The 25,787-nt window shown below is 73.1% G+C and carries 22 protein-coding genes and 2 tRNA genes; 13 read left to right on the top strand and 11 right to left on the bottom strand.

Translation table 11 applies throughout. The annotated features are described in order from the left end of the window. The first annotated feature begins 83 nt into the window (after positions 1 to 83). The 5 genes from CCL05_RS18565 to CCL05_RS18545 all read left to right on the top strand — a co-directional run bounded on the left by CCL05_RS18565 (position 84) and on the right by CCL05_RS18545 (position 7,842). Positions 84 to 977 carry an FAD binding domain-containing protein gene (locus CCL05_RS18565; protein ID WP_086561620.1) on the top strand — a complete coding sequence of 298 codons (894 nt, stop codon included), beginning with the start codon at positions 84 to 86 and terminating at the stop codon, positions 975 to 977. Beyond that, positions 974 to 3,802, top strand: coding sequence for a 2Fe-2S iron-sulfur cluster-binding protein (locus CCL05_RS18560; protein ID WP_086561619.1), 2,829 nt, complete (start codon positions 974 to 976; stop codon positions 3,800 to 3,802). The genes CCL05_RS18565 and CCL05_RS18560 overlap by 4 nt, the downstream gene beginning before the upstream one ends. Beyond that, complete coding sequence (locus CCL05_RS18555; protein WP_086561618.1) at positions 3,799 to 6,117, top strand: xanthine dehydrogenase family protein molybdopterin-binding subunit; 2,319 nt, start codon at positions 3,799 to 3,801, stop codon at positions 6,115 to 6,117. The genes CCL05_RS18560 and CCL05_RS18555 overlap by 4 nt, the downstream gene beginning before the upstream one ends. A gap of 38 nt (positions 6,118 to 6,155) precedes the next feature. Continuing rightward, positions 6,156 to 6,506, top strand: coding sequence for a nucleoside/nucleotide kinase family protein (locus CCL05_RS18550; protein WP_086561630.1), 351 nt, complete (start codon positions 6,156 to 6,158; stop codon positions 6,504 to 6,506). A gap of 169 nt (positions 6,507 to 6,675) precedes the next feature. Beyond that, positions 6,676 to 7,842 (top strand): SUKH-4 family immunity protein, encoded by a 1,167-nt coding sequence (locus CCL05_RS18545; RefSeq protein ID WP_086561617.1) that lies wholly within the window; start codon positions 6,676 to 6,678, stop codon positions 7,840 to 7,842. A gap of 10 nt (positions 7,843 to 7,852) precedes the next feature. Here the strand turns inward: CCL05_RS18545 and CCL05_RS18540 are convergent, their stop codons facing one another. Then, entirely contained in the window at positions 7,853 to 9,085 is a 1,233-nt protein-coding gene (locus tag CCL05_RS18540; RefSeq protein WP_086561616.1) for an LAETG motif-containing sortase-dependent surface protein, read from the bottom strand. Between the two features lie 213 nt (positions 9,086 to 9,298). Here CCL05_RS18540 and CCL05_RS18535 point away from each other — a divergent pair, with 213 nt between their 5' ends. Further along, positions 9,299 to 9,787, top strand: coding sequence for a DUF6083 domain-containing protein (locus tag CCL05_RS18535; RefSeq protein ID WP_086561615.1), 489 nt, complete (start codon positions 9,299 to 9,301; stop codon positions 9,785 to 9,787). Between the two features lie 6 nt (positions 9,788 to 9,793). On the opposite strand, the gene CCL05_RS18530 is transcribed toward CCL05_RS18535, so the two are convergent. Both CCL05_RS18530 and CCL05_RS44820 read right to left on the bottom strand, forming a co-directional pair. Then, positions 9,794 to 9,868, bottom strand: a tRNA-Cys gene (locus CCL05_RS18530). 19 nt (positions 9,869 to 9,887) lie between these two features. Next, positions 9,888 to 9,986, bottom strand: a tRNA-OTHER gene (locus CCL05_RS44820). 193 nt (positions 9,987 to 10,179) lie between these two features. Here CCL05_RS44820 and CCL05_RS18525 point away from each other — a divergent pair. From CCL05_RS18525 to CCL05_RS18510, 4 genes are all read left to right on the top strand, one after another. Then, entirely contained in the window at positions 10,180 to 11,643 is a 1,464-nt protein-coding gene (locus CCL05_RS18525) for an MFS transporter (RefSeq protein ID WP_086561614.1), read from the top strand. 157 nt (positions 11,644 to 11,800) lie between these two features. Beyond that, positions 11,801 to 13,600, top strand: coding sequence for a DEAD/DEAH box helicase (locus CCL05_RS18520; RefSeq protein WP_086561613.1), 1,800 nt, complete (start codon positions 11,801 to 11,803; stop codon positions 13,598 to 13,600). A 279-nt stretch (positions 13,601 to 13,879) separates the two neighbouring features. Beyond that, positions 13,880 to 14,521: an IclR family transcriptional regulator gene (locus CCL05_RS18515; protein WP_086561612.1), complete on the top strand. Its 642-nt coding sequence runs from the start codon at positions 13,880 to 13,882 to the stop codon at positions 14,519 to 14,521. Positions 14,522 to 14,597: 76 nt separating this feature from the next. Continuing rightward, positions 14,598 to 15,389, top strand: a complete 792-nt coding sequence (locus CCL05_RS18510) for a S16 family serine protease (protein WP_086561611.1) — start codon at positions 14,598 to 14,600, stop codon at positions 15,387 to 15,389. Here the strand turns inward: CCL05_RS18510 and CCL05_RS46255 are convergent. The 7 genes from CCL05_RS46255 to CCL05_RS18475 are packed head-to-tail and all read right to left on the bottom strand — an operon-like array spanning position 15,386 to position 20,378. Then, a complete protein-coding gene (locus CCL05_RS46255; RefSeq protein WP_086561610.1) occupies positions 15,386 to 15,568 on the bottom strand; it encodes a hypothetical protein in 183 nt (60 codons plus the stop codon). The two genes, CCL05_RS18510 and CCL05_RS46255, sit on opposite strands and share 4 nt — an antisense overlap. A gap of 13 nt (positions 15,569 to 15,581) precedes the next feature. Beyond that, positions 15,582 to 16,157, bottom strand: coding sequence for an ArsR/SmtB family transcription factor (locus CCL05_RS18500; RefSeq protein WP_086561609.1), 576 nt, complete (start codon positions 16,155 to 16,157; stop codon positions 15,582 to 15,584). 51 nt (positions 16,158 to 16,208) lie between these two features. Continuing rightward, entirely contained in the window at positions 16,209 to 17,171 is a 963-nt protein-coding gene (locus CCL05_RS18495; RefSeq protein WP_086561608.1) for a glycine betaine ABC transporter substrate-binding protein, read from the bottom strand. Beyond that, positions 17,168 to 17,992 (bottom strand): ABC transporter permease, encoded by an 825-nt coding sequence (locus CCL05_RS18490; protein WP_086561607.1) that lies wholly within the window; start codon positions 17,990 to 17,992, stop codon positions 17,168 to 17,170. Before CCL05_RS18490 ends, CCL05_RS18495 begins: the two co-directional genes overlap by 4 nt. After that, on the bottom strand, positions 17,989 to 19,248 hold the full coding sequence (locus tag CCL05_RS18485) for a betaine/proline/choline family ABC transporter ATP-binding protein (RefSeq protein ID WP_086561606.1): 1,260 nt from the start codon (positions 19,246 to 19,248) through the stop codon (positions 17,989 to 17,991). The genes CCL05_RS18490 and CCL05_RS18485 overlap by 4 nt, the downstream gene beginning before the upstream one ends. After that, complete coding sequence (locus CCL05_RS18480; RefSeq protein ID WP_086561605.1) at positions 19,241 to 19,888, bottom strand: ABC transporter permease; 648 nt, start codon at positions 19,886 to 19,888, stop codon at positions 19,241 to 19,243. The genes CCL05_RS18485 and CCL05_RS18480 overlap by 8 nt, the downstream gene beginning before the upstream one ends. Positions 19,889 to 19,907: 19 nt before the next feature. Further along, a complete protein-coding gene (locus tag CCL05_RS18475) occupies positions 19,908 to 20,378 on the bottom strand; it encodes an Lrp/AsnC family transcriptional regulator (RefSeq protein WP_086561604.1) in 471 nt (156 codons plus the stop codon). A 123-nt stretch (positions 20,379 to 20,501) separates the two neighbouring features. Between CCL05_RS18475 and hppD the strand changes: the two genes are divergently transcribed. Next, the gene (gene hppD, locus CCL05_RS18470; RefSeq protein ID WP_086561603.1) at positions 20,502 to 21,647 is read left to right on the top strand and encodes a 4-hydroxyphenylpyruvate dioxygenase; all 1,146 of its coding nucleotides are present in this window, start codon (positions 20,502 to 20,504) and stop codon (positions 21,645 to 21,647) included. Positions 21,648 to 21,698: 51 nt separating this feature from the next. Here hppD and CCL05_RS18465 read toward each other — a convergent pair whose 3' ends face one another. Next, the gene (locus tag CCL05_RS18465; protein WP_086561602.1) at positions 21,699 to 23,108 is read right to left on the bottom strand and encodes a tetratricopeptide repeat protein; all 1,410 of its coding nucleotides are present in this window, start codon (positions 23,106 to 23,108) and stop codon (positions 21,699 to 21,701) included. Positions 23,109 to 23,199: 91 nt separating this feature from the next. Here CCL05_RS18465 and CCL05_RS18460 point away from each other — a divergent pair, with 91 nt between their 5' ends. Both CCL05_RS18460 and CCL05_RS18455 read left to right on the top strand, forming a co-directional pair. Continuing rightward, on the top strand, positions 23,200 to 24,606 hold the full coding sequence (locus CCL05_RS18460) for an FAD-binding oxidoreductase (protein WP_086561601.1): 1,407 nt from the start codon (positions 23,200 to 23,202) through the stop codon (positions 24,604 to 24,606). Between the two features lie 153 nt (positions 24,607 to 24,759). Continuing rightward, the coding region (locus CCL05_RS18455; RefSeq protein WP_143589908.1) for a DUF2510 domain-containing protein at positions 24,760 to 25,787 on the top strand (1,028 nt) is incomplete at its 3' end.

The following is a 25,787-nucleotide window of genomic DNA, read 5'->3' as shown; positions in this document are numbered from 1 at the left end:
GAGTTGCCACGTCCGCCCTGTCAGCACGTACCGTACGGCAGCACAGGTGGGACCAGGTGGGGCAGCGGGAAGGGGCAGCCGGTTTGACCACGCACGCACCGCAGGCGGCGCAGGCCGTCACGCTGCCCACGACGCTGGACGAGGCCGTCGCGGCACTCACCGCCGTGCCCGCCGCCGTGCCCGTCGCGGGCGGCACCGACCTGATGGCCGCCGTCAACTCCGGGCAGCTCAGGCCCGCCGCCCTGGTGGGACTCGGCAAGATCAGCGAGATCCGCGGCTGGCAGTACCTCGACGGACACGCGCTGCTCGGCGCGGGCCTCACGCACGCGCGCATGGGCCGCCCCGACTTCGCGGCCCTGATCCCGGCGCTCGCCGCCGCCGCGCGCGCCGCGGGCCCGCCGCACATCCGCAACGCGGGCACCCTGGGCGGCAACATCGCCTCGGCCGCCCCCACCGGGGACGCGCTGCCGGTGCTGGCCGCCCTGGAGGCGACCCTGATCATCGCGGGCCCGGGCGGGGCCCGCCGGGAGATCCCGGTGTCGCACCTGCTGGCCGGGATGGACATGCTGCGCGCCGGTGAACTCATCGGCTACGTGCGCGTGCCGCTGCTGCACGCCCCGCAGGTCTTCCTGAAGGCGACCGGCCGTACCGGCCCGGGGCGCGCGGTGGCGTCCGTGGCCCTGGTCCTGGACCCCGCGCGCCGGGGTGTGCGCTGCGCGGTGGGCGCCATAGCGCCGATGCCGCTGCGGCCTCTTGAGGCCGAGCAGTGGGTCGGCCGGCTCATCGACTGGGACAACAACCGCGCGCTCGTGCCGGAGGCGCTGAGCGCCTTCGGGGAGTACGTCGCCGCGGCCTGCATCCCCGACGCGGCCCCGGCCGAGGACGGCTCCGTACCGCAGCTCCCGCCCGCCGTACTGCACCTGCGGCGCACCGTCGCCGCGCTGGCCCGACGAGCACTGGGGAGGGCGCTGTCGTGACCGACGACCAGCACGGAGAGGGCACGCCCCGGGGCGGGAGCCGCTGGGATCCGCTGCCCCAGGGCGAGTACGACGACGGCGCCACCGCCTTCGTCGAACTCCCCGAGGGGGGCATCGACGCCCTGCTGGCCGCCCACAGTCCCCTGGCCGCGCCCGGCCACGGCTACGTACCGCCGCAGATAACGGTCGATCCCGCCACGACCGCCGGAACCGACCCGGCGGCCCCCGGCACGTGGCCGGCGCCCGGCGCGCCCGTCGACGGCGCCCAGTGGCACGACCCGCACGCCGCCCACCAGCAGCCCGGACACGACACGGGGGAGCAGTCGTACGGCTCGCAGGCGCCGTACGGATCCGGCACGCCTTACGGCTCCGACGCGCAAGGGGAGCGGCACGGCGCGAACGACCGCTTCACGTACAACCCGGGCACCACCGGGCAGTGGAACTTCGAGGAGGCCGCGGCGGCGGAGACCGCGCCCGGCCATGACGTGACCGGGCAGTGGTCCATCCCCGTCGCCGGGGGCGACCTCCCGGACGAGTCGGGCGAGTTCACCACGTCCGCGCTGGTCGAGCAGTGGGGCGGCACCCCACCGCCGACGCTGCCGGGTGGCGCGCCCGCACCGTGGGCGACCCAGGCGGCGGGCCGGCCGTGGGGCCGGCAGGTCCCGCAGGACACGGCGGGACAGGAGCAGACCGGGCCGGGCTATCCGCACGCGCACGAGCAGGGCGGCGGGCACGGTTCCGGAAACGAGCAGGGACACGGGCAGGGGCAGGGGCACGGGCAGCCGGGTGCTGCCGGACCGGCCTCCGAGTACGCACCGGATCCGGGCGCGCGCGGCGCCCACGCCCCGGAGCAGCAGCCCGCCGGGCCCATGCCGCAGGAGGCGGACCCGACGGCCGGCCACGCCCCGGGAGCGACCGACGCCGCCGGTCACGCGCCGCAGCGGCCGGAGGCTGCCGGGCAGACGCCGGAGACGTCCGGCTTCGCCGGTCACGGACGGGAGTCGTCCGGCTTCGACGGTCATGGGCGGGAGGCGTCCGGGTTCGGCGGTCACGCGCCGGAGGCGTCCGGGTTCGGCGGTCACGCGCAGGCAGCGGCCGGGTTCGACGGTCATGGACCGGATGCGTCCGGGGCGGTCGGCCACGGGGCGGAGATGCCCGGCGCCGGTCACGCACCCCAGCCGCCCGACGGCGCCGATCACGCGGCGGAGCAGCCGGAGTTCGCCGACCACGGGTCGGATCCGTCCGCCTTCGCCGGCCACCGCCCGGAGCAGCCGGCTTTCGTCGACCACGGTTCGGATCCCCACGGCTTCACGGAGCACGGCCGGGAGCCGCACGGCGTGCCCGGTCAGGACCCGGAGTCGCCTGGCGTGTCCGGCCACGGCCCGGATCCGCACGGCGTGCCCCGGCACGGCTCGGACCAGTCCGCCTACGCGGACCACGGTTCGCAGCCGTCCGCGTTCGCCGACCGCCGCCCGGAGCAGCCGGCTTACGCCGACCACGGGGCGGAGCCGCACGGCGTGCCGGGCCACGGTCCGGAGTCGCACGGCGTGCCGGGCCACGGGCCGGACGCCTCCGGCCAACCCGGACGCGATCCGGAGTCGCAGGGCGCAACCGGTCAGGGACCGGATCAGTCCGCCTTCACGGACCACGGCGCGGACCGGTCCGCCTTCACGGACCACGGCTCCGAGTCGTCCGACGTCGCCGAACACCGCCCGCAGCCGCACGCCTTCACCGACCACCACGGCCCCGAGCCCTCGGGCGCTGTCGGTGAGCCGACCGAGCACCACCCCGGGGCAGCCGCGAACAACCCCGAACGGTCCGCCTCCCCCCAGCCGTACCCCGAGGCCCCGGAGGAGACCTCCGGAGAGCCCGCGCACGACGAGGCGCACGGGGATGCCGCCGCGCACTCGCAGACCGCGCAGGACGCCTCACAGGACGCTCCCGGCGCCGGTGAGGCCGCCGAGGACGCCGCAGAGGCCACAGAAGGCGCTGACGCCTCCGCCGGGCCCCTCCCGGCCGAGGCCGACCGGGAGGCCGCCGACGGCGAGACCCCGAACGACCCGGCACCGCAGGACCCGCAGGACGCGGGCGACACCGAGGGCGAGGCGTCCCAGGACGCGCCCTCCACCGTCCCGCAGGAGGAACACCCCCTCGCCTCCTTCGTCCTGCGCGTCAACGGCACCGACCGCCCCGTCACCGACGCGTGGATCGGCGAGTCCCTGCTGTACGTGCTGCGTGAGCGGCTCGGACTCGCGGGGGCCAAGGACGGCTGCTCGCAGGGCGAGTGCGGCGCGTGCAACGTCCAGGTCGACGGGCGGCTCGTCGCGTCCTGCCTGGTCCCGGCCGTGACCGCCGCCGGCAGCGAGGTCCGTACCGTCGAGGGCCTGGCCGAGGACGGCCGGCCGTCGGACGTGCAGCGGGCGCTCGCGCGCTGCGGCGCCGTGCAGTGCGGCTTCTGCGTACCCGGCATGGCGATGACCGTGCACGACCTCCTGGAGGGCAACCCGGCGCCCAGCGAGCTGGAGACCCGCCAGGCGCTGTGCGGCAACCTGTGCCGCTGCTCCGGCTACCGGGGCGTGGTGGACGCCGTGAAGGAGGTCGTCGCCGAGCGCCAGGCGCACAGCGCGCCCGCCGACGGCGACCCGGACCAGGCCCGTATCCCGCATCAGGCGGGCCCGGGCGCCGGCGGCGTCAACGCGTCGGCCTTCGGCTCACCCCCGGAAGCGCACACCCCGAATCCGCACGCTCCGGAGCCGCACGCTCCTGACCCGCACACCCCAGACCCTCATGACCAGCCCTACGGCCAGGACGGAGGCCCCGCGTGAGCAACGAAGCAGCCACCGCGCAGGCCGCACAGGCCGCGGAGGCCGCCCCCGCCCCCGAACCGCTGCCGCACGGCCTGGGCGCCTCCCTCCCGGCCGCCGACGCCCGCGCCAAGACGGAGGGCACCTTCCCGTACGCCGCCGACCTGTGGGCCGAGGGCCTGCTGTGGGCGGCCGTGCTGCGCTCACCGCACCCGCACGCGCGCATCGTGTCCATCGACACCTCCCACGCGCGCGAGATGCCCGGCGTACGCGCCGTCGTCACCCACGAGGACGTCCCCGGCAGCCCGTTGCACGGCCGTGGCACGGCCGACCGCCCGGTCTTCGCCTCCGAGGTCGTGCGCCACCACGGCGAGCCCATCGCCGCCGTCGCCGCCGACCACCCGGACACCGCGCGGATGGCCGCCGCCGCCGTCATCGTCGAGTACGAGGTGCTCGACCCGGTCACCGACCCGGAACAGGCCTTCGAGGCGGAGCCGTTGCACCCCGACGGCAACCTGATCCGGCACATCCCGCTGCGCCACGGCGACCCGGAGGCGGCTGGCGAGATCGTCGTCGAGGGCCTGTACCGTATCGGCCGCCAGGACCCCGCGCCCATCGGCGCCGAGGCGGGCCTGGCCGTACCGCGCCCGGACGGCGGTGTGGAGCTGTACCTCGCCTCCACCGACCCGCACGCCGACCGCGACACGGCCGCCGCCGCCTTCGGCCTGGAACCCGAGCGCGTCAAGGTCGTCGTCACCGGCGTCCCCGGCGCCACGGCCGACCGCGAGGATCAGAGCTTCCAGCTCCCGCTCGGCCTGCTGGCGCTGCGCACCGGCTGCCCGGTGAAACTCACCGCCACGCGCGAGGAGTCCTTCCTCGGGCACACCCACCGGCACCCCACCCTGCTGCGCTACCGCCACCACGCCGACGCCGAGGGCAGACTCGTGAAGGTGGAGGCGCAGATCCTGCTCGACGCGGGCGCCTACGCCGACACCTCCGCCGACGCCCTGGCCGCCGCCGTCGCGTTCGCCTGCGGCCCGTACGTCGTCCCGAACGCCTTCATCGAGGGCTGGGCCGTACGCACCAACAACCCCCCGTCCGGCCATGTGCGCGGCGAGGGCGCCATGCAGGTCTGCGCCGCCTACGAGGCGCAGATGGACAAGATCGCCAAGAAGCTCGGCATCGACCCGGCCGAGGTGCGGCTGCGCAACGCCATGGCGACGGGCGACGTGCTGCCGACCGGCCAGACCGTGACCTGCCCGGCCCCCGTCGCCGAACTGCTCCAGGCCGTGCGGGACTTCCCGCTCCCGCCGCTGCCCAAGGACACGCCCGAGGAGGAGTGGCTGCTGCCCGGCGGTCCCGAGGGCGCGGGCGAACCGGGCGCGGTGCGCCGGGGCGTGGGCTACGGCGTGGGCATGGTGCACATGCTCGGCGCCGAGGGCGCGGACGAGGTCTCCACCGCGACCGTGAAGGTCCACGACGGTGTGGCGACGGTGCTGTGCGCGGCCGTCGAGACCGGCCAGGGCTTCACGACCCTGGCCCGGCAGATCGTGCAGGAGACGCTCGGCATAGACGAGGTGCACGTGGCGCCGGTCGACACCGACCAGCCCCCGGCGGGCGCGGCATGCCACGGCCGGCACACCTGGGTGTCGGGCGGCGCGGTGGAGCGCGCGGCCAAGATGGTCCGTACGCAGCTCCTCCAGCCGCTCGCCCACAAGTTCGGCATGTCCACGGAGCTGCTCCAGATCACCGACGGCAAGATCACGTCGTACGACGGCGTCCTGTCGACGACCGTCACCGAGGCGCTGGACGGCAAGGAACTGTGGGCCACCGCCCAGTGCCGCCCGCACCCGACCGAGCCGCTGAACGAGGCCGGCCAGGGCGACGCCTTCGTCGGCATGTCCTTCTGCGCGATCCGCGCGGTGGTGGACGTCGACATCGAGATCGGTTCCGTACGGGTCGTGGAACTGGCCGTCGCCCAGGACGTGGGGCGGGTCCTGAACCCGGCCCAGCTGGCCGCCCGGATCGAGGCGGGCGTGACCCAGGGCGTGGGCATCGCGCTGACCGAGAACCTGCGCACCCCGCGCGGTCTGATCCGCCACCCGGACCTGACCGGTTACGCCCTTCCGACGGCCCTCGACGCGCCCGACATCCGCATCGTCAGGCTGGTCGAGGAGCGGGACGTCGTCGCCCCCTTCGGGGCGAAGGCGGCCAGCGCGGTGCCGGTGGTGACGTCCCCGGCGGCCATCGCGTCCGCCGTACGGGCCGCCACGGGCCGCCCCGTGAACCGGCTGCCGATCCGCCCCCAGGCGGCGGTGGTCACGGAACGGGCCTGACGCCCGTGCTCGACGGCGTCGTCCTGGTCACCGGGGTGATGGCGGCCGGCAAGTCGACGGTCGCCCAGGCGCTGGCGGAGACCCTGCCGCGAGCGGCGCACGTCAGGGGTGACCTGTTCCGGCGCATGATCGTGTCCGGGCGCGAGGAGTACGCCCCCGGCGCCGGGGACGAGGCCCGGGCCCAACTCCGGCTCCGGGCACCGCGCATCGAGGCCGTGGCGGCCCGGGAGGCGGAACGGGGGAAGACCGGGTACGGCGGCGCCTGGACGATCGAGGCACTGCACGCCCGGACCCCTCGCATCGGACTCCGGCTCGACACCACGGAACTGACGGTGCGCCAGACGGTGGAGGAGATTCTGGCGGAAAGGCAACGCGCGAGGGTGTTCTGAGCGTCCTGTGGGGTGGACGCGTGTGGCCGCCGGGCGCGCGTCGCTGTTCCGGGGCGTTGTCAGTGGTGGGGCGTACTGTTCTGGGCAGTGGGGGACGGCTGCCGGGCCTGGCCGGGCGGACTGCCGTGCTCCGCCAGGGGACGGTGAGCAAGCACATGCGGGGGAGCCCATGAGTACGACCGACGCCGGTTCCGCGGTGATCACCCTGACCGAGTCCGAGCTGGATCCGTGGGTGACGCACGCGTCGACGCGGCACTGGCTGACCGGGCCCGGACTGCCGGGCGACAGCGGCGTGCTGAGCTTCGCCGAGCTGGGCCGGGAGGGCCTGCGCACGGTGGCGGACTCGACGGGCGACCCGGACGACCGCCTCTCGCCGGAGCTGCGGGAGCAGCTCGTGATAGGCGGACTGCTCGGCCCCGGAGGCCTGGAGACGGAGTCGGTCCTGCTGGACGGCGTGACGGGCGAGATCTCGACGACGTATGTCCTGCACGACCGCCCCGACCTGATGGACCGCCGCCCCCTGGCGCCCTCGCTGCGCACGCTGGTCCGCTTCGCCGAGGCGACGGACGAACTGGCGGGTCTGCGCGGCCAGTTCGCCTCCTACGCGGGCCGCTTCGGCCCGAAGGCGGTGGCGGAGGCCTCCCAGCACCTGCTGGCGGTGTTCCGGGACGGGGCGGACGGCGAGCCGGCCCCGTTCTGGAAGATGGCGGCGCTGATCCGCCCGCTGTCCCTGGTCGCGGGCCGGGGTGGCACGTCCGGCCTGTCCCTGGACCTCCCGCACCGACTCCTGGACCAGGAGTTCGGCCCCGGCAAGGTCGCCCGCTTCGAGGACGTCGACTTCCCCGCGACGCTCACGCACGAGCCGACCCGCCGCTTCCTGCACGAGGTGGGCCTGCCGGAGGAGGCCCACGTCTTCTCCCTGGACACGGACGTCCCGCTGGCGACGCTGGCCGAGTACCACGCCGACACCGACGCCCCGGCGGAACTGCCCGCCGGGGCCCACCGGCTGATACGCCTCGGCCATCTCGTCGAGGACAACAGCCTGGTCGTCGACGGCGCGACGGGCGCGGTCCTGAACTGGAGCGAGCCCGAGGCGACGCTGTCCCCGCTGAACACGGATGTGTCGACCCTGGCCTTCACCCTCTGGCTGCTGCACCGCGAGCGGGCGATCGACGCCCAGTCGGACCACGAGCTGACGACCGACACCTATGACCAGCTGGCCATGACGATGCTCCAGGTCCTGTCGGCCGTGGACCCGACGGGCGTGACCGCGGGCGGAGCGGGCCGCCACTACTGGACGGACGCGTTCCAGGACGAGGCGGGCGGGGTGCTCTGACGGCGCGCCGTCAGGCGGACCCGGCGGCGCCGCGGCGGCGTACGACGAAGACCAGGCCGCCACCGATCACCGCGGCGGCGGCCGCGGCACCGGCGAGGAGCGGGGTGCCGTCGGAGCCGGTGGAGGCGAGGTTGCCGCCGGTGGTGCTGCCGCTCGTGGTGCCGCCGGAACCACCCGTCGTGGTGCCGGTCGAGGCCGAGGCCGAGGGGGAGGCCGTGGCACCCGTGCCGCCGGCGGCCTGGCCCTCCGGGTCGTTGCCGTTGCCGCCGCTGCCGTTCCCGCCGTTGCCGGAGCCACCGTCGGCGCCGTCCGAGGGGCTCGGCCCGGGCTCGTTGTCGCTCGGCAGGTCGATGCTGATCAGGGCGGTGTTGTTGGCGTGGTTCTTGTCGTACTCGGGGGCGATGTCGTAGACGGACGACGCCTTGACCTCGCCCTCGGTGTCCTGCGCCGACTTCTCGATCTTCAGCATGAACGTGTACGCCAGGGACTGGCCCGCGTCGAGGGTCCCGTCCTGCGGCCAGCAGACGTACTTGGGCTTGCCGGTGGTCCCCTGCGGTCCGCTCGGTCCGTCGATCCCGAACGGCGCACAGTCCTTCGGCACGCCGACGGCGACGGTGCCCGGCGGGATCTGCACCAGCAGGCCCGGGAGGTCGTCGCTCTCCTGGTTCCGCACCCAGCCGGGGCCGTCGTTGCGCAGGGTCGCCGTGACCGACTGCTCCCCGCCGGGCAGCGCCTCGGTGTCCTCGCCGACCGCGACGAGGTCGGCGGTGTTGTCGGCGGTCAGGGTGAGCCGCCGGTAGCTGTCGTCGTATCCCTCGCCCGGGGCCTCACCGGTCGCGCTCGTGCCGTACTCGACGGCCTCCATCAGGGCGTTGTCCAGCGCCTTGAACCGGACGGGCGTGGTGACGGAGGCGCCGGGCTCGATGACCGTGTCGAGCTCGCAGAGCGCCTGCCGCACCTGGTCCTTGGTCGAGTAGGTACAGCCCTTCACCTGCTCGGGGAAGTCCAGCCCGCGCGTGAGGCGGACCCGGAAGGTGACTCCGTCCACGGCGGCCGTGCCCTTGTTGGTGAGGGTGACGGACTTGTCGTACACCTCACCCGGCTTGGGAGTCGCAGTAGGCAGGGCCGACACGACCAGTTCGGGCGCGCCTTCCTCGGCCTGCGCCAGGGGCGCGGCGACAACGGGACCGGCGAAGGCGATCACGGCAGCGGCCAGGACGGCTGCCGAGGGGCGGAGGTGCACGGTGGTTCTCCTCGTCGAAACAGTGGGCGGGACGACCGGAACGTCAGCTACCGGTCATGTCCTGGACACGTGAGAGGCGCCGTGGGTTGTGCACGACTTCACGAAGCCCCGCCCTGAGCTGTGCACCGAGCCCCTCCACGCCCGGCGGATTGCCCCGTTGCGCCCTGAACGCGCCCCTTTCCCGGTCCCCAACCCCGCGCACATGCTCGGGTCATGGGGGACACAGACGAGCCGAGCATCATCCCGTTACCCGACCCCGACGGACACCGGCAGCGGCCACCGGACGCCCCGCGGCCGTGGGAGAAGACCGACCGGGCGCAGGCCGCGATGGAAGGCGCCACCGGGCCCGAGCCGCCCGCTCCGCCCGTCTGCCCCAACTGCGGGCTCGTCGGTGATCGGCGTGTCACCTACTACGGCCGGCACGTCCTCCTGGAACCGGACATGCCGGTGCCCGCACACATGGTGCCCGCCTGGCACCGCTGGTACGTGGACGTGAACGGGACGGCCTGGAACAGCCGCGCGGACGAACCCGCGCCCGGTGCGGTGTGCCGCGTACCGCATCGCATCGCCTGCCCGGGGCTGAGGATCGAGGAGGTCGGCCTCTGGCGGTGGCTGGACGCCGTACGTGCGGAGAACGCGCGCCGGGCGCGGCGAAAGGCCGACGAGGACACCGACCCGGCGGCACTTCCCGATGCCGGCTGACGCCTGTGGAGGCCGTGGCGGGATTCGAACCCGCGTAACTCGCTTTGCAGGCGAGCCCCTGAACCACTCGGGCACACGGCCGGGACCGAGACGGACTCGACTGCCGTGGCGGGATTCGAACCCGCGTGACTCCCCGCGAGCGGAGCTCGCTGATGGATGCAGCGCAGGCGAGCCCCTGAACCACTCGGGCACACGACCGTGTCTGAACTCGGTGCAGTGACCGTAGGCCGGGGCGGAGGGAGGGTTCAAGGGCATCGGGCGGGCTGCAACGCGACTGCCATACGCCGTTCATGAAGGGGGTGGCCGCGAGGAGGGGCGTACGACCAAGGTCCCACGAGGGGACCGTCTCGCGACAGGGGTCAAAGTGCCGCGTGGCCCTTACTCTGGCGGTCATGACCGTTCCGAAGCCGCGTGACGCAGATGTCGTGGAAGCCGATGGCCTGACCTCCGTCCCCGCAGCGGACGAGACCGTGCTCGGGCGGACGTACCGGGCGCTGAGCTTCGGGATCGTCTCCGTGGTGCTGCTCATCGCCTTCGAGGCGACGGCGGTCGGTACGGCGATGCCCGTCGCGGCACGGGAGTTGGACGGGGTGCCGCTGTACGCGTTCGCGTTCTCCGGGTACTTCACGACGAGTCTGTTCGGGATGGTGCTGTCCGGCCAGTGGTCGGACCGGCGCGGACCCCTCGGGCCGTTGACGACGGGCATCGCCTCCTTCGGGGCCGGGCTGTTGCTGTCGGGGACGGCCGGGGCGATGTGGGTGTTCATCCTGGGGCGGGCCGTGCAGGGGCTCGGCGGCGGGCTGGTGATCGTCGCGCTGTACGTCGTCGTCGGGCGGGCGTATCCGGAGCGGCTGCGGCCGGCCATCATGGCCGCGTTCGCCGCGGGCTGGATCCTGCCGTCGATCGTCGGCCCGCTCGCCGCCGGCACGGTGACCGAGCACCTCGGGTGGCGGTGGGTGTTCATCGGGATACCCGTGCTCGTCGTCTTCCCGCTCGCGCTCGCACTGCCGCAGATACGCCGCCGCGCGTCCGGCCCGGTGCCGACGCCGGACTCGGATCCCTCCGGCCGGCCCCCCTCCCTCAACCGCCGCCGCATCCGCCTGGCCCTGGCCATCTCCCTCGGCGCCGGCCTCCTCCAGTACGCCGCCCAGGACCTGCGCCCGCTCTCGCTCCTGCCGGGCGCGGCCGGACTGGCCCTGCTGGTGCCCGCCGTGCTCGGGCTGCTCCCGCGCGGCACCTACCGGGCCGCTCGCGGGCTGCCCTCCGTCGTGCTGCTGCGCGGCGTGGCCGCGGGGTCCTTCGTCGCCGCGGAATCCTTCGTACCGCTGATGCTGGTGACGCAGCGCGGGCTCAGTCCGACGCTGGCCGGATTCTCGCTCGCCGCGGGCGGCGGGACGTGGGCGCTGGGCTCGTGGGTGCAGTCGCGGTCGCGGTTCGAGCCCTATCGGGAGCGGTTGACGACCGCCGGGATGCTGCTGGTGGCGGCGGCCATCACCACCGCGCCGAGTGTGCTGCTGGACTCCGTGCCCGTCTGGACCCTGGCCGTCGCCTGGGCGTTCGGCTGCTTCGGCATGGGCCTCGTCATCTCCTCCACGAGCGTGCTCCTGCTCAAGCTCTCCGCCCCCGAGGAGGCCGGCACCAACTCCGCCGCCCTGCAGATCTCCGACGGTCTCTCCAACGTCGTCCTGCTCTCCGCCGGCGGCGCCGCCTTCGCCGCCCTCGGCGGCGGCACGGTCACCCACACCACCGCAGGCACCACCGCCTCCCACCCGGCAGCCTTCACCGCCGTGTTCCTGCCGATGGCGGTGGTCGCGCTGGTGGGGGCCTGGGTGACCACGCGGCTGCGGGAGCGGTGAGGAGCCCTGCCGGGCTGTGACGTGGATCCCACCCTGGCATGACCGGGGCTTGTCCGCGCATGAGCAGTGGCAGGGCGCCGGTAGGGTGGCCCGGTTGTCATACGTAGCCGAGCCGTCAGGCTCCCTCGAACGAGCCGCCCGACCCCCAACGGAGACCGTGACTACCACCGCCGGCACCAGCTCTGCCTCGCACCACCTGTCCCCGGCGTTCCCCGGCCGCGCCCCCTGGGGTACCGCCAGCAAGCTGCGCGCCTGGCAGCAGGGCGCGATGGAGAAGTACATCCAGGAGCAGCCGCGGGACTTCCTGGCGGTCGCCACCCCCGGCGCCGGCAAGACGACCTTCGCGCTGACGCTGGCGTCCTGGCTGCTGCACCACCATGTCGTGCAGCAGGTCACCGTGGTCGCCCCGACCGAGCATCTGAAGAAGCAGTGGGCCGAGGCCGCGGCCCGTATAGGCATCAAGCTCGACCCGGAGTACAGCGCCGGGCCGCTCGGCCGGGAGTACCACGGCGTCGCCGTGACGTACGCGGGTGTCGGCGTGCGGCCGATGCTCCACCGCAACCGGGTCGAGCAGCGCAAGACGCTGGTCATCCTCGACGAGATCCACCACGCCGGTGACAGCAAGTCCTGGGGCGAGGCCTGTCTGGAGGCCTTCGAGCCCGCCACCCGCCGGCTGGCCCTGACCGGTACGCCCTTCCGGTCCGACACCAACCCCATCCCCTTCGTGACGTACGAGGAGGGCAACGACGGGATCCGGCGGTCCGCAGCCGACTACACCTACGGATACGGCAACGCGCTCGCCGACAACGTCGTCCGGCCCGTCATCTTCCTCTCCTACAGCGGCAACATGCGCTGGCGCACCAAGGCCGGTGACGAGGTCGCCGCGCGGCTCGGCGAGCCCATGACCAAGGACGCCGTCAGCCAGGCCTGGCGCACCGCCCTCGATCCGCGCGGTGAGTGGATGCCCGCCGTGCTGCGCGCCGCCGACCAGCGGCTGACCGAGGTGCGCAAGGCCATCCCGGACGCCGGTGCGCTCGTCATCGCCTCCGACCAGGACTCGGCGCGCGCGTACGCCAAGCTGATCCGCGAGATCACGGGCAGCAAGGCGACCCTCGTGCTGTCCGACGACGCCGGCGCCTCCGAGCGGATCGACGAGTTCAGCGCGAACAACGACCGGTGGATGGTCGCCGTGCGGATGGTGTCCGAGGGCGTCGACGTGCCCCGGCTCGCGGTCGGCGTGTACGCCACCACCATTTCCACTCCGCTCTTCTTCGCGCAGGCCGTCGGACGTTTCGTACGGTCCCGGCGGCGCGGCGAGACGGCCTCCGTGTTCCTGCCGACCGTGCCGGACCTGCTCTCCTTCGCCAACGAGATGGAGCGCGAGCGCGACCACGTCCTCGACAAGCCCAAGAAGGAGGGCGAGGAGGACCCGTACGCCGAATCCGAGAAGGAGATGGAGGAGGCGAACAAGGAGCAGGACGAGGACACCGGCGAACAGGACATGCTGCCCTTCGAGGCGCTGGAGTCCGACGCGGTCTTCGACCGGGTCATGTACAACGGCGCCGAGTTCGGCATGCAGGCCCACCCGGGCAGCGAGGAGGAGCAGGACTACCTCGGCATCCCGGGGCTGCTGGAGCCCGACCAGGTCCAGCTGCTGCTCCAGAAGCGGCAGGCCCGGCAGATCGCGCACAGCCGCAAGAAGCCGGACGAGGAGGCCGACCTGCTCGAAGTGCCCGCCGAGCGGCGGCCGGTCGTCTCGCACAAGGAGATGATGGAGCTGCGGCGGCAGCTCAACACGATGGTCGGCGCGTACGTCCACCAGAGCGGCAAGCCGCACGGCGTGATCCACACGGAGCTGCGGCGCGTGTGCGGGGGGCCTCCGGCGGCGGAGGCGACGGCGGGGCAGCTACGGCAGCGGATCGCCAAGGTGCAGGAGTGGGCTACGCGCATGAAGTGACGCGTGTGTCGTACGTATGCGGGCAAAGGGCGCCAGTCGGTCCGATGCGGTGCCCGGATTCTGGACGGAGCCTTCCGCTCAGCGAACTCCCTTCGCTACTGTCCGGCTACGCACACGCCCCGTGGCAGCGCCGCCGCGGAGCGCAGCCGTGAAGCGACGCGGTCCGGACAGGCCGGGCCGCCGGCCGATCGGCGGCCTCTGAAGCGCGTCGCCGACGGGACTCGGTGACGCAACCGCCGACCAGGGGGCCGCCGACCTCACCACTAAGGAGTGGGCGTCGTGACCGCGGAGACCTCCCAGACGCTCGACAGGGGACTACGGGTCCTCAAGCTGCTCGCCGACACGGACCACGGGCTGACCGTGACCGAGCTCTCCCTCAAACTGGGCGTCAACCGGACCGTGGTGTACCGGTTGCTCGCCACGCTGGAACAGCATGCGCTCATACGCCGTGACCTGGGCGGACGTGCCCGGGTCGGACTCGGCGTGCTGCGTCTGGGCCGGCAGGTCCATCCCCTGGTACGCGAGGCCGCGATGCCGGCGCTGCGGTCGCTGGCCGAGGACATCGGCGCGACGGCGCACCTGACCCTGGTGGACGGGGCGGACGCGCTCGCCGTGGCCGTGGTCGAGCCGACCTGGACGGACTACCACGTCGCCTACCGGGCCGGTTTCCGCCACCCTCTGGACCGTGGCGCCGCGGGCAAGGCGATCCTCGCGGCCCGGCAGCACCCGATGACGGACCCGGGCTTCACCCTGACCCACGGGGAGCTGGAGGCGGGCGCGTGCGGGGCGGCGGCCCCGCTGCTGGGCGTGACGGGCGTCGAGGGCAGCGTGGGTGTGGTGATGCTGGCGGACGTGGTGCCGGAGCGGGTGGGGGACAGGGTCGTCGAGGCGGCACGAGAGGTCGCGGACGCGCTGCGCTGACGTGTGCGGAGCCCTCCTGCCCGGCCCCGGGTGACCTGGGCCCGGCCGGATTCCACGCCCGAGTTAGATTGATCCCGTGTTCTCTCGCCTCACGCGTCCCCAGGCCATCGCCGTCTGCGCCCTGCCCGTCGTGGCTCTGCTCGCCACGGCGGTGTTCGCGCCGCTGCCGTTCTCGGTGGCGCAGCCCGGGCAGACGACGAACGTGCTCGGGAAGAACAAGGGCGCCCCGGTGATCACCATCAAGGGTGCGCCGACCCGGGACACGCCTGGCCAGCTGCGCATGACCACCATCGTGGCGACCTCACCGGACACCCGGGTCTCGCTCCCGGACGTCATCGACAGCTGGTTCCGCACGGACCGGGCGGTCATGCCGCGCGACGCGATCTACCCGAGCGGCGACACCGTCCAGGAGATCGAGCGGCACAACGAGAAGCAGATGAAGGAGTCCCAGGACGCGGCGACGCAGGCCGCGCTGAACTATCTCGGCCTCGACGACAAGGACGTCAAGGTCGGCCTGCGGCTCGCGGACGTGGGCGGGCCCAGTGCCGGGCTGCTGTTCTCCCTGGGGATCGTCGACAAGCTCGACGGCGACGGCACCGGTGGTGATCTCACGGGGGGCCGTGTCATCGCCGGCACCGGCACGATCGCCGCCGACGGCACGGTCGGGGCGGTGGGGGGCGTCGCCCTCAAGACGCAGGCCGCCAAGCGGGACGGGGCGACGGTGTTCCTCGTCCCGAAGGCGGAGTGCGCGGACGCGCGGGCCGAACTGCCGAAGGGCCTTCGGCTGATTCCGGTGACCACGCTGAAGAGCACGGTGAGTTCCCTGGCGGCCCTGGAGAGCGGCAAGGGGTCCGTGCCCAGCTGTTAGTGGGCGGCCGCGACCGTCCCCGGCCGGGTGGCGAGCCTTAATCCGACCTCTACGACGGTCCAGCCGAGGCGGGTACGGAGACCGTGTCCGTTCCGGGCAGTGGGGCGCGGGACACCGACTTCGGCACGGAGTTCGGCGGCGCGGGCGTGGTGCAGGGCGAGGTGGATGTCGGGGTGCATGAGTGATGGCCTCTCACAGCTTCATCTGGATGGGGAAGACGTGCGTGTGGACGCGCACCGTTTCCGCGTCCGGGGTGCCCTCGGGCAGAGGGCGGTAGCTCTGGACGAGGTCGTGTATCTTGCCGATCAGCTCACGGGCGAGTTCGGGAGTGAGGTGCACGGTGAAGTCGCTCAGATCGGTGGCGCCGTCCCAGTCCTCGGCCCAGTCGCTCGCGGTGCCGAGCCAGGTCGCGACCTCTCGGGTGTGCACGTTCGCGATCTCGTAGCGGAACATGGCGACGGCTCCGCGCACGGCCGGATCCGGGTCCTTGATCAGGGTCTCGTCGATTTGGACGCCCTGGTCCATCGCCTTCCACCAGCGCTCCCGTCCCTTGCCGCGCTCCGGGTCGTCCGCGACGAAGCCGTGCGCCGCGAGCTGCCGTAGGTGGTAACTGGTCGCGCCGCTCGACTCGCCCAGCTTCTCGGCCAGTTGGGAGGCGGTCGCGGGACCGCCGCGCCGCAGCGCGACCAGTAGCTGCATTCGCAGGGGATGGGCCAGGCCGCGGAGGGATCGGGCGTCGAGCAGCCGGGGAGCCGGTTCTTCGGGCATGCATGCAAAGGTAGCGTTGCAAAGAGTCCTTTGCAACGGCTCCTTTGTAAGTCACCCCTCCCTGACCAACCCCTCCTCCACCATCCACTCCAGCGCCACCTGATGCGGATCCTGCCCCTCCACATCCACCTTCGCGTTCAGCCGCCGCGCCACCGTGTTGTCCAGCCTCGCCGTCACCGGGTCCAGGACATCCGCGATCGCCGGCCACCGCTTCAGGGTCCTCGCGTTGATCATCGGCGCGGCGTTGTAGTTGGGGAAGAACTTCCTGTCGTCCGCCATGACCGCGAGGTTCATGGAGTCGATGCGCCCGTCGGTGGTGAACACCTCCCCGTACGGGCAACTCCCCTTCGACGTCTGGGTGTAGATGATCCCCGTGTCCATCTGCGTGACGCTCCGCGCCGGCAGCTCCATCCCGTACGCCCGCTGCATGCCCGGCAACCCGTCCGCCCGGTTCGCGAACTCGACCTCCACGCACAGCTTCACCGCCCCGGGGTCGGACTTCGCCAGCTTCGCCACGTCCGACAGGGTCTTCGTGCCGTACCTCTTCGCGTTCTCCTGGTTCATCGCCAGCGCGTACGTGTTGTTCAGGGCCGACGGCCGCAGCCAGGCCAGCCCGTTCGCCACGTCGGCCTTCTTCACCGCCTCCCACTGCGCGCGCGGATCGGTGACCGGCTCGCTGTTCCCCAGGTACGTGATCCAGGCCGTGCCCGTGTACTCGTACCCGGCGTCGGCGTCGCCCTTGCGGACGGCCTCGCGGCTGCCGAGGGAACCCTGGATGCCCGTGCGGTCGAGTACCTCCGCCCCGGCTGCCTCCAGGGCGATGCCCATGATCGCGCCGAGGATCAGGCCCTCGGTGAACGACTTGGACGTCACCGTCAGGCTCGCGCCCTTCAGCGGCTCGCCCCGCCCGGCCGACCCGGGCCGCACGTCGTCCGCCATGGGGGAGCCGCTGGTCAGACCGCACCCCGCGACCAACAATCCCGCAGCCGGCGCCAGGAACAACCGCCGTCTCATGACTGGAGCCCCCGCGGCCGCAGGAGCACTTCCGCCAGCGAGGCCAGCCAGTCCACCAGCAGCGCCAGGACCACCATGAGGACCGAGCCCAGCACCAGCACCGGCATCCGCTGGTTGGTGATCCCGGTCGTGATCAGCACGCCCAGTCCGCCGCCCCCGCCGAAGACCGCCAGGGTCGCCGTGCCGACGTTCAGGACGAGGGCCGTGCGGACACCCGCCAGGATCAGCGGGACCGCCAGCGGCAGTTCGACCCGGGTCAGCACTTCCGCCGATGACATGCCGATGCCCCGGGCCGCCTCCAGCAGCGTCGGGTCGTTCGCCTTCAGGCCGGCGATCGTGTTCGACAGCACGGGCAGCACGGCGTAGGCGATGATGCCGATCAGGGCGGCCCTGCGGCCGATGCCCAGCCAGATGACGAGGAGCGCCAGCAGGCCGATCGCAGGCGTCGCCTGGCCCGTGTTGGCGAACGCCATCGCCACCGGGGCGGCCCTGCGGAACGCCCCGCGGGTCAGCAGGATCCCCAGCGGGATCGCGATGATCAGCACGAAGAACGTGGAGATCGCGGTCAGTTGGATGTGCTGCCACAGGGCCTTGGAGACCTGGCCGCCGGACAGGGCGTTGCGGGTCAGCGCGTCCAGGTCGGCCTGCCGGAACCAGAGCCAGGTGGCGAGCAGGACGGCCACCAGGACGGCGGGCAGCACGGTCAGCTTCTGCCGGCCGATCCGCCGGGGCGGCGGGCCGGGTGCCGTCCGGGGCGCCTCGGCCTCCTCCTCGTCCGCCGCCGGCCCGGGGGCGGTTCGCACCGGCCCGGGAGCGGTCACCGCGTCCCTCCGAAGCCGCCCACGCCCGTGACGCCCCGGTCGCCCTCCTGCTCCACGTGCGTCTGCGCCGCGCGCAGTTCCTCCAGCTCGTGCTGGTTCTCCAGCGCGTCCAGCCGGTCGGCCTCCAGCATGCCGTGCACGGAGTTGAGGAGCGTCTCCATGTCGACGACGCCGGTGTACTCACCGTTCCGTCCCGTGACCGCCACCCGCCCGGTGTTGTCGGTGAGCACCGCCTCCAGCGCGTCCCGCAGGGTCGCGTCCCGGGTGACCGTGTCGTGCACCGGCGTCCCGGCGCGGGCCAGCGAGCCGCGGGCCCGCATCAGATCGCCGCGCCTGAGCCACTTGCAGGGGCGGCCGTGCCGGTCGAGCAGCAGGACCTCGTTGGTGCCGCCGGCCCGCAGCCGGTTGACGATCTGCTGCAACGGGTCGTCGATCATCACCGTCGGATAGTCGGTGATCTCCACGTCCCGTACCCGGGTCAGGTTCAGCCGCTTCAGCGCCGCTCCGGCGCCGACGAACCCGGACACGAAGTCGTCCGCCGGGTTGGCGAGGATCGCCTCCGGGGTGTCGAACTGCGCGATGTGGGAGCGTTCGCGCAGGACGGCGATCCGGTCGCCGATCTTGATCGCCTCGTCGAAGTCGTGCGTGACGAAGACGATCGTCTTGTGCAGCTCGTGCTGGAGCCGGATCAGCTCGTCCTGGAGATGGTCGCGGGTGATCGGGTCCACCGCCCCGAACGGCTCGTCCATCAGCAGCACCGGGGGATCGGCGGCGAGGGCCCGGGCCACGCCCACGCGCTGCTGCTGGCCGCCGGAGAGCTGGCGCGGGTAGCGGCCGTGGAACTCGCCGGGGTCCAGGCCGACGAGGTCGAGCAGTTCCTCGGTCCGCGCCCCGATCCGGGACTTCGGCCAGCCGATCATCCTCGGTACGAGCGCGATGTTCTGCGCGACCGTCATGTGCGGGAAGAGCCCGGCGGACTGGATCGCGTAACCGATCTTGCGGCGCAGCCCGACCGGATCGATGTCGGTGACGTCCTCACCGCCCATGCGGATACGGCCGCCGGTCGGCTCGATCAACCTGTTGATCATCTTGAGCAGGGTCGACTTGCCGCAGCCCGAGGGGCCGACGAGGACGACGACCTCGCCCGCCTTGATCTCCATGCTCACGTTGTCCACGGCCGGCTGCGCAACCCCCGGGTACCGCTTCGTCAGGCTCTCCAGCTCGATGGAGGCCCCGTGGCCGCCGGTCTCAGGCACGGATCCCCCCGGGGATGGTCAGCCGCCCGATCAGGACGTAGCCGGCGTCGAACAGCAGCGCCAGGACGATGGTGCCGAGCGTGCCCGCGAGGACCTGGTTGAGCGCGTTGGCGCTGCCGAGTGAGGCGAGGCCGCGGAAGATGACGTTGCCGAGGCCGGGGCCCGAGGCGTACGCCGCGATGGCCGCGATGCCCATCAGCATCTGGGTCGCGACCCGGATGCCGGTCAGGATCGGCGGCCAGGCCAGCGGCAGCTCGATCCGCAGCAGCCGGGCCGGGCGGGACATGCCGATGCCCGTGGCCGCGTCCACCAGCGCCGGGTCGACCCCGCGCAGCCCGACGATCGCGTTGCGCACGACCGGCAGCAGCCCGTACAGCGTCAGCGCGATCACGGTCGGCGGTACGCCCAGGCCCACGACCGGGATGAGCAGACCGATCAGGGCGAGCGCCGGCACGGTCAGGACGGTGGCGGTGGTCGTCGTGGCGAGGTTCCCGGCCCACTCGCTGCGGTAGGTGGCGACAGCGATCAGGACGCCGAGCACGGTCGCGACGACCATGCACTGGAAGACGGCGCCGGCGTGCTGGTAGGCGTCCGTGAGCAGTTGCTGGTGTCGGCCCGCCACGTACTCCCAGAAGTTCACACGCGCTCACCCCTAGACTTCAGGTCTCCTCCGCGGCCTGCTCCACCAGCGGGATGATCCGCAGCGGAACGGGGTTCTCCATGACGATCGCCGTGGAGGCCCGGACGATGCCATCAAAACCGACGACCCGGTCGATCACACGCTGGAGATCGGCGTTGGAGCGGGCCACCAGTCGGCACAGCATGTCCCCGCTGCCGGTGGTGGTGTGCAGCTCCAGCACCTCGGGCACGCTCGCCAAGTGGGCCCGTACGTCGGCGCCTTGGCCCTGCCGGATCTGGAGCGTCGCGAACGCCGTCACCGGGTAGCCGAGCGCGGCCGGGTCCACCTGCGGACCGAAGCCGCGGATGACTCCGTTCGACTGAAGCCGGTCGAGCCGCGCCTGCACGGTGCCCCGGGCCACGCCGAGCCGGCGGGACATCTCCAGCACCCCGATCCGCGGCTCCCGGGCCAGCAGCAGGATGATCCGGCCGTCCAGATGATCGATCGCCACAGCAGCCTCCCGGCATGGTCATCCTGTACAGAAAGGCCGCCGATACGGCCGTATTGCTGAACAGGTTGCCCAGTGGAATCGCAAACTATTGCGCACCTTGCCGGTCGGGGAGACCCTGCGGCTATGACGCAGACCACACACCACACTCCCGACACCGCCCGGCAGGCCGACCCCTTCCCGGTCAAGGGAATGGACGCGGTCGTCTTCGCCGTGGGCAACGCCAAGCAGGCGGCGCACTACTACTCCACGGCCTTCGGCATGAAGCTGGTCGCCTACTCCGGACCGGAGAACGGCAGCCGCGAGACCGCTGCCTACGTCCTGGAGAACGGCTCCGCCCGCTTCGTCCTCACCTCGGTCATCAAGCCGGCCGGCGACTGGGGCCGCTTCCTCGCCCGGCACGTGGCCGAGCACGGCGACGGCGTCGTCGACCTCGCCATCGAGGTCCCGGACGCGCGCGCCGCCTATGCGTACGCCCTGGAACACGGCGCCCGCTCGGTGGCCGAGCCCTACGAGCTGAAGGACGAGCACGGCACGGTCGTCCTGGCCGCCATCGCCACCTACGGCGAGACCCGCCACACCCTGGTCGAGCGCTCCGGCTACGACGGCCCGTACCTGCCCGGGTTCGTGGCGGCCCAGCCGATGGTCGAGCCGCCCGCCCAGCGCACCTTCCAGGCGATCGACCACTGCGTCGGCAACGTCGAGCTCGGCCGGATGAACGAGTGGGTCGGCTTCTACAACAAGGTGATGGGCTTCACGAACATGAAGGAGTTCGTGGGCGACGACATCGCCACCGAGTACAGCGCGCTGATGTCGAAGGTCGTCGCCGACGGCACGCTCAAGGTCAAGTTCCCGATCAACGAACCGGCCGTCGCGAAGAAGAAGTCCCAGATCGACGAGTATCTGGAGTTCTACGGCGGCGCGGGCGTCCAGCACATCGCGCTCAACACCAACGACATCGTCCAGACGGTCCGCACCATGCGCGCGGCCGGCGTGGAGTTCCTCAACACGCCCGACTCGTACTACGACACGCTGGGGGAGTGGGTCGGCGAGACCCGGGTCCCGATCGACACCCTGCGCGAACTGAAGATCCTCGCCGACCGCGACGAGGACGGCTACCTGCTGCAGATCTTCACCAAGCCGGTCCAGGACCGCCCGACCGTCTTCTTCGAGATCATCGAACGCCACGGCTCGATGGGCTTCGGCAAGGGCAACTTCAAGGCCCTGTTCGAGGCGATCGAACGAGAGCAGGCCCGCCGCGGCAACCTGTGACCCGGCCACCCCTTTGAGCTCGTGCGGGTGTCACGGGGCACCCGCACGACCTCACTCCCCGGCCGTCTCCGGCAGCGCGTCGTCCGGCGGCTCACCCAGCGCCTCCAGCGCCGTCCGCGCCGCGGGCGCATGCAGGGGCGAGAAGTGCGGGTTGATCCGCAGTGCCTCCGCCAGGTGGCGTCGTGCGGCGCCGTACTGGTCCAGCTCCCGTTCGATCATGCCGCGGTGATACATGTACACCGCGCTGCGCACCCCGCCCCCGTGCTCGGCGTCCGTCGCCCGCGCCGCGAAGCGCAGCGCCTTCTGGGGCTCCCCGGCCCGGTGCAGTGCCCAGCCCAGCGCGTCGGCGACCTCGGTCCCCGGCTGGCGGTGCCACTCCGCACGCAATCGCCGTACCGCCTCCCGCGGGTCGCCGTGGTCCGCCTCGAACTGGCCCAGCACCAGCTCCTCGTCGGCCCCGCCCGCCGCGGCGGCCCGGACCCGTGCCCGCAGCAGGTCGTACTGCACCAGGGCGGCCTCCGGCATGCCCAGGGACTCGTACAACTCGCCCAGCTCCAGGGCGTACCGGGGACAGGGCTGCTTGGTGAGGGCCGCCCGGTACGCGTTCAGCGCCTGAGCCGTGCGGCCCAGGGCCGCAAGCGTCCGGCCTTGCCCGGCCTGCGCCGCCCGCTGGTCGGGGTCGAGGCGCACCGCCTCCTGGAAGTGCCGCAGCGCGTCCTGGAGGTCCCCGCGTTCCCAGGCCAACTGCCCGGCCCGCTCCAGATAGGCCGCCCGCTCGGGCGGTGTCCGCGCGCCCGCCGCCGCGTCCGCCAGCGAGGCCGCCGCGTCCTCCCGCCGGCCGCGGTCCCGGTAGACGGCCGCGGCCCGCGCCAGCACGGCGGGCCCCGAGCGCAACTCCGTCAGCCGGTCCAGCGTCCGCTCGGCCGCCGCGTGCTCGCCGAGCCCGGTGTAGGCGTCGATGAGCAGTGGATACGTCGTCCACCGCCGGGGCTCCAGCGTCAGCGCCGCCTCGCCCCAGCGGCGTGCGGCGGGGAAGTCCCGCCGCGCGGTGGCCAGCGCGGCCAGCCCGGCCAGGGCCCGCGTGTTCCCCTTCGGCCGCACCTTCAGCGACGTACGCAACGCCTTCTCCGCGCGCGGGTAGTACGCCGGGTCCGCCAGCCGCCGCCCCTGCTCCACGTAGGCCGCCCCGAGCACCGCCCAGGACCGCGCGTCCCGCGGACGGGCCCGCAGCCGCTTCTCCCGCTCGTCGATCAGCTCCGCCATGTCGGGCAGCGCGGCCGGCACCCCGGCGGTGACCGCCGCCATGGCCACCGCCCCCGGCGACGGCGGGGCGGGCTCGGCCGGCCGCCCCGACGGCAGCAGCACCAGCACCCCGACGAGCACGGCACAGCCCGCGACGGAGGCGAGCACCACCCGCCGGGTGCGGAAGCGGCCCTCAGGGGGCTTCTGCTGGTTCTCCATGGCGCTCACTGTGCGTCAGTACGACGACCACACCCGGGCAGCCGAAGGGTGCCGCCGACGGGTTCACACCGATGGCCCCGGGTGCGAACCTGTGATCATGAGCCGTATCGAAGCGCCCAGCGACGAAACGACCGGCAACCTTCTGGACCTGCTGCGCAGCGGCCTGCCCGCCGAGGCGGTCCTCACCGACCCCGACGTAACGGCCTCCTACGCCCACGACATGGCCAGCTTCTGCCCGGCCGGCGCCCCGGCCGTGGTCGTCCTGCCCCGCACGGCCGAACAGGTCCAGCACGTGATGCGCACCGCCACCGCCCTGCGCGTCCCGGTCGTCCCGCAGGGCGCCCGCACCGGACTGTCCGGCGCCGCGAACGCCTCCGACGGCTGCATCGTGCTCTCCCTGACCAAGATGGACCGGATCCTGGAGATCAACCCGGTCGACCGCGTCGCCGTCGTCGAGCCCGGCGTGATCAACGCCGCCCTCTCCCGGGCCGTCGGCGAACACGGCCTGTACTACCCGCCGGACCCCTCCAGCTGGGAGATGTGCACCATCGGCGGCAACATCGGCACGGCCTCGGGCGGCCTGTGCTGCGTGAAGTACGGGGTCACCGCCGAGTACGTCCTCGGACTGGACGTGGTGCTGGCCGACGGGCGGCTCATGTCCACCGGCCGCCGCACCGCCAAGGGCGTCGCCGGGTACGACCTGACCCGGCTGTTCGTCGGCTCCGAGGGCTCGCTCGGCATCGTCGTACGGGCCGTGCTGGGCTTGCGTCCCAAGCCGCCCGAGCAGCTCGTGCTGGCCGCCGAGTTCGCCTCCGGGGCCGCCGCCTGCGACGCCGTGTGCCGCATCATGGAGGGCGGCCACGTCCCGTCACTCCTCGAACTCATGGACCGTACGACGGTCAAGGCCGTCAACGACCTGGCTCAGATGGGCCTCCCGGAGAGCACCGAGGCCCTGCTGCTCGCCGCCTTCGACACCACCGACCCGGCCGCCGACCTCACCGCCGTCGGTGCCCTGTGCGAGGCCGCCGGCGCCACCCAGGTCGTCCCGGCCGACGACGCGGCCGAGTCCGAACTGCTCCTCCAGGCGCGCCGGCTGTCGCTCACCGCGCTGGAGGCGGTCAAGGGCGTGACGATGATCGACGACGTCTGCGTGCCCCGCTCCCGGCTCGCCGAGATGCTGGAAGGGGTCGACCGGATCGCCGAGAAGTACCAGCTCACCATCGGGGTCGTCGCCCATGCGGGGGACGGCAACACCCACCCGACGGTGTGTTTCGACCCGGCCGACCCCGACGAGTCCCGGCGCGCCCGCGAATCGTTCGACGAGATCATGGCCCTCGGCCTGGAACTCGGCGGCACCATCACCGGCGAGCACGGCGTCGGCGTGCTGAAGAAGGAGTGGCTGGCGCGCGAGATCGGCCCCGTCGGGATGGAGATGCAGCGGGCCGTCAAGCGGGCCTTCGACCCGCTGAACATCCTCAACCCGGGCAAGCTCTTCTGACGTTTTGCGCAGGGGGAGGCGCCGGGCCGCGCGATGCGTAGCACATCGGTGCTCGAAAGGGGTGGGTCCGGTGGGAGCGGCGGTGGGGGTTGCGCGCGTCTGATAGATGTGGAGGCCCCCATTTGGCCCTCGAGCAGATACGGGACGACGGAGATGAGCGCCCCAACCCCGGCCCCCGGTGACGACAGGCCCCGCGAAGGTTATTACCCGGACCCGTCCATTCCTGGATACGTCCGGTACTGGAACGGTGCCTCCTGGGTACCGGGCACCAGCCGTCCCGCACCCAAGGACGGCGAGACGCTCGCGCCGCCGCCCGGCGCGGAGCAGTCCGGCGCCTCCGGCTCCGCTTCCGCCCCGGCCTCCGGCTCGGTCGAGGAGACCGGTCCGCACTTCTTCGACGAGGACCCGGCCGACGAGCCGTCCCCCGCCGACGCCCAGCACGGCAGCCGTCCCGAACCCGCGTCCGCCTGGGGCGCCGACCGCTCCCGCCAGTCCGGCTTCGGCGGCGACCAGGACCGCCGTGTCTCGTGGGGCGCACCACAGGGAGCGCAGGAAGCGCCTCGGCAAGGAGCGCCTCAGCAGGGTGCCGACCCGAGGGTGGCGCACGCCGACCGGCAGCCGGCCGACGAGTCCGCCCCACAGGGCGAACCACCGTCACCCGGCGACCGGGAGGCGAACGCCGCGGCCGCCGGCAGCACCTTCGTTTTCCGCCGCCCGACGGGCAAGGCCGGGGGAGGAGCGCCCTCCGCCGAGGTCCCCGACGAGGGCACGATGACGTTCCGTGCGGTGCCGCCGCGTCAGGGCCCGGCGGGTTCCGCGGGCTCGGGCGGTTCGGGCAGTGGCCCGGCGGGGTCCGGATTCGGCGCGCCGGGAGGCCCGGGCGGCCCGGGCGGATCCGGCGGTAACCCGGCAGGGCCCGGTTTCGGCCCGCAGGGAGCGGCAGCGGGCCCGGCGGGGTCCGGTTTCAGGGCCCAGGCCGGTCCGGGTGGCAGCCCGGCGGGGCCCGCGCTCGGCGCGCAGGGCGGCACGGCCGCCCCCGGTGACGCCCCGAACCGCCCCGGCTTCGCTGCCGGGAAGGCCGCCGCCGCCCGGGCCGCCGCGCAGGCCGACCCCGGCGCCCAGGCCCCCGCGGCCGCCCCGACGGCGCTGTCCGGGCCCCAGACGGCGCCGTCGGGGCGGCC

The organism is Streptomyces africanus (genome assembly GCF_002150735.1).
Classification (GTDB): Bacteria; Actinomycetota; Actinomycetes; order Streptomycetales; family Streptomycetaceae; genus Streptomyces; species Streptomyces africanus.
Note: the sequence above shows the minus strand (reverse complement) of the source record. Positions and strands in the feature narration are given on the sequence as shown.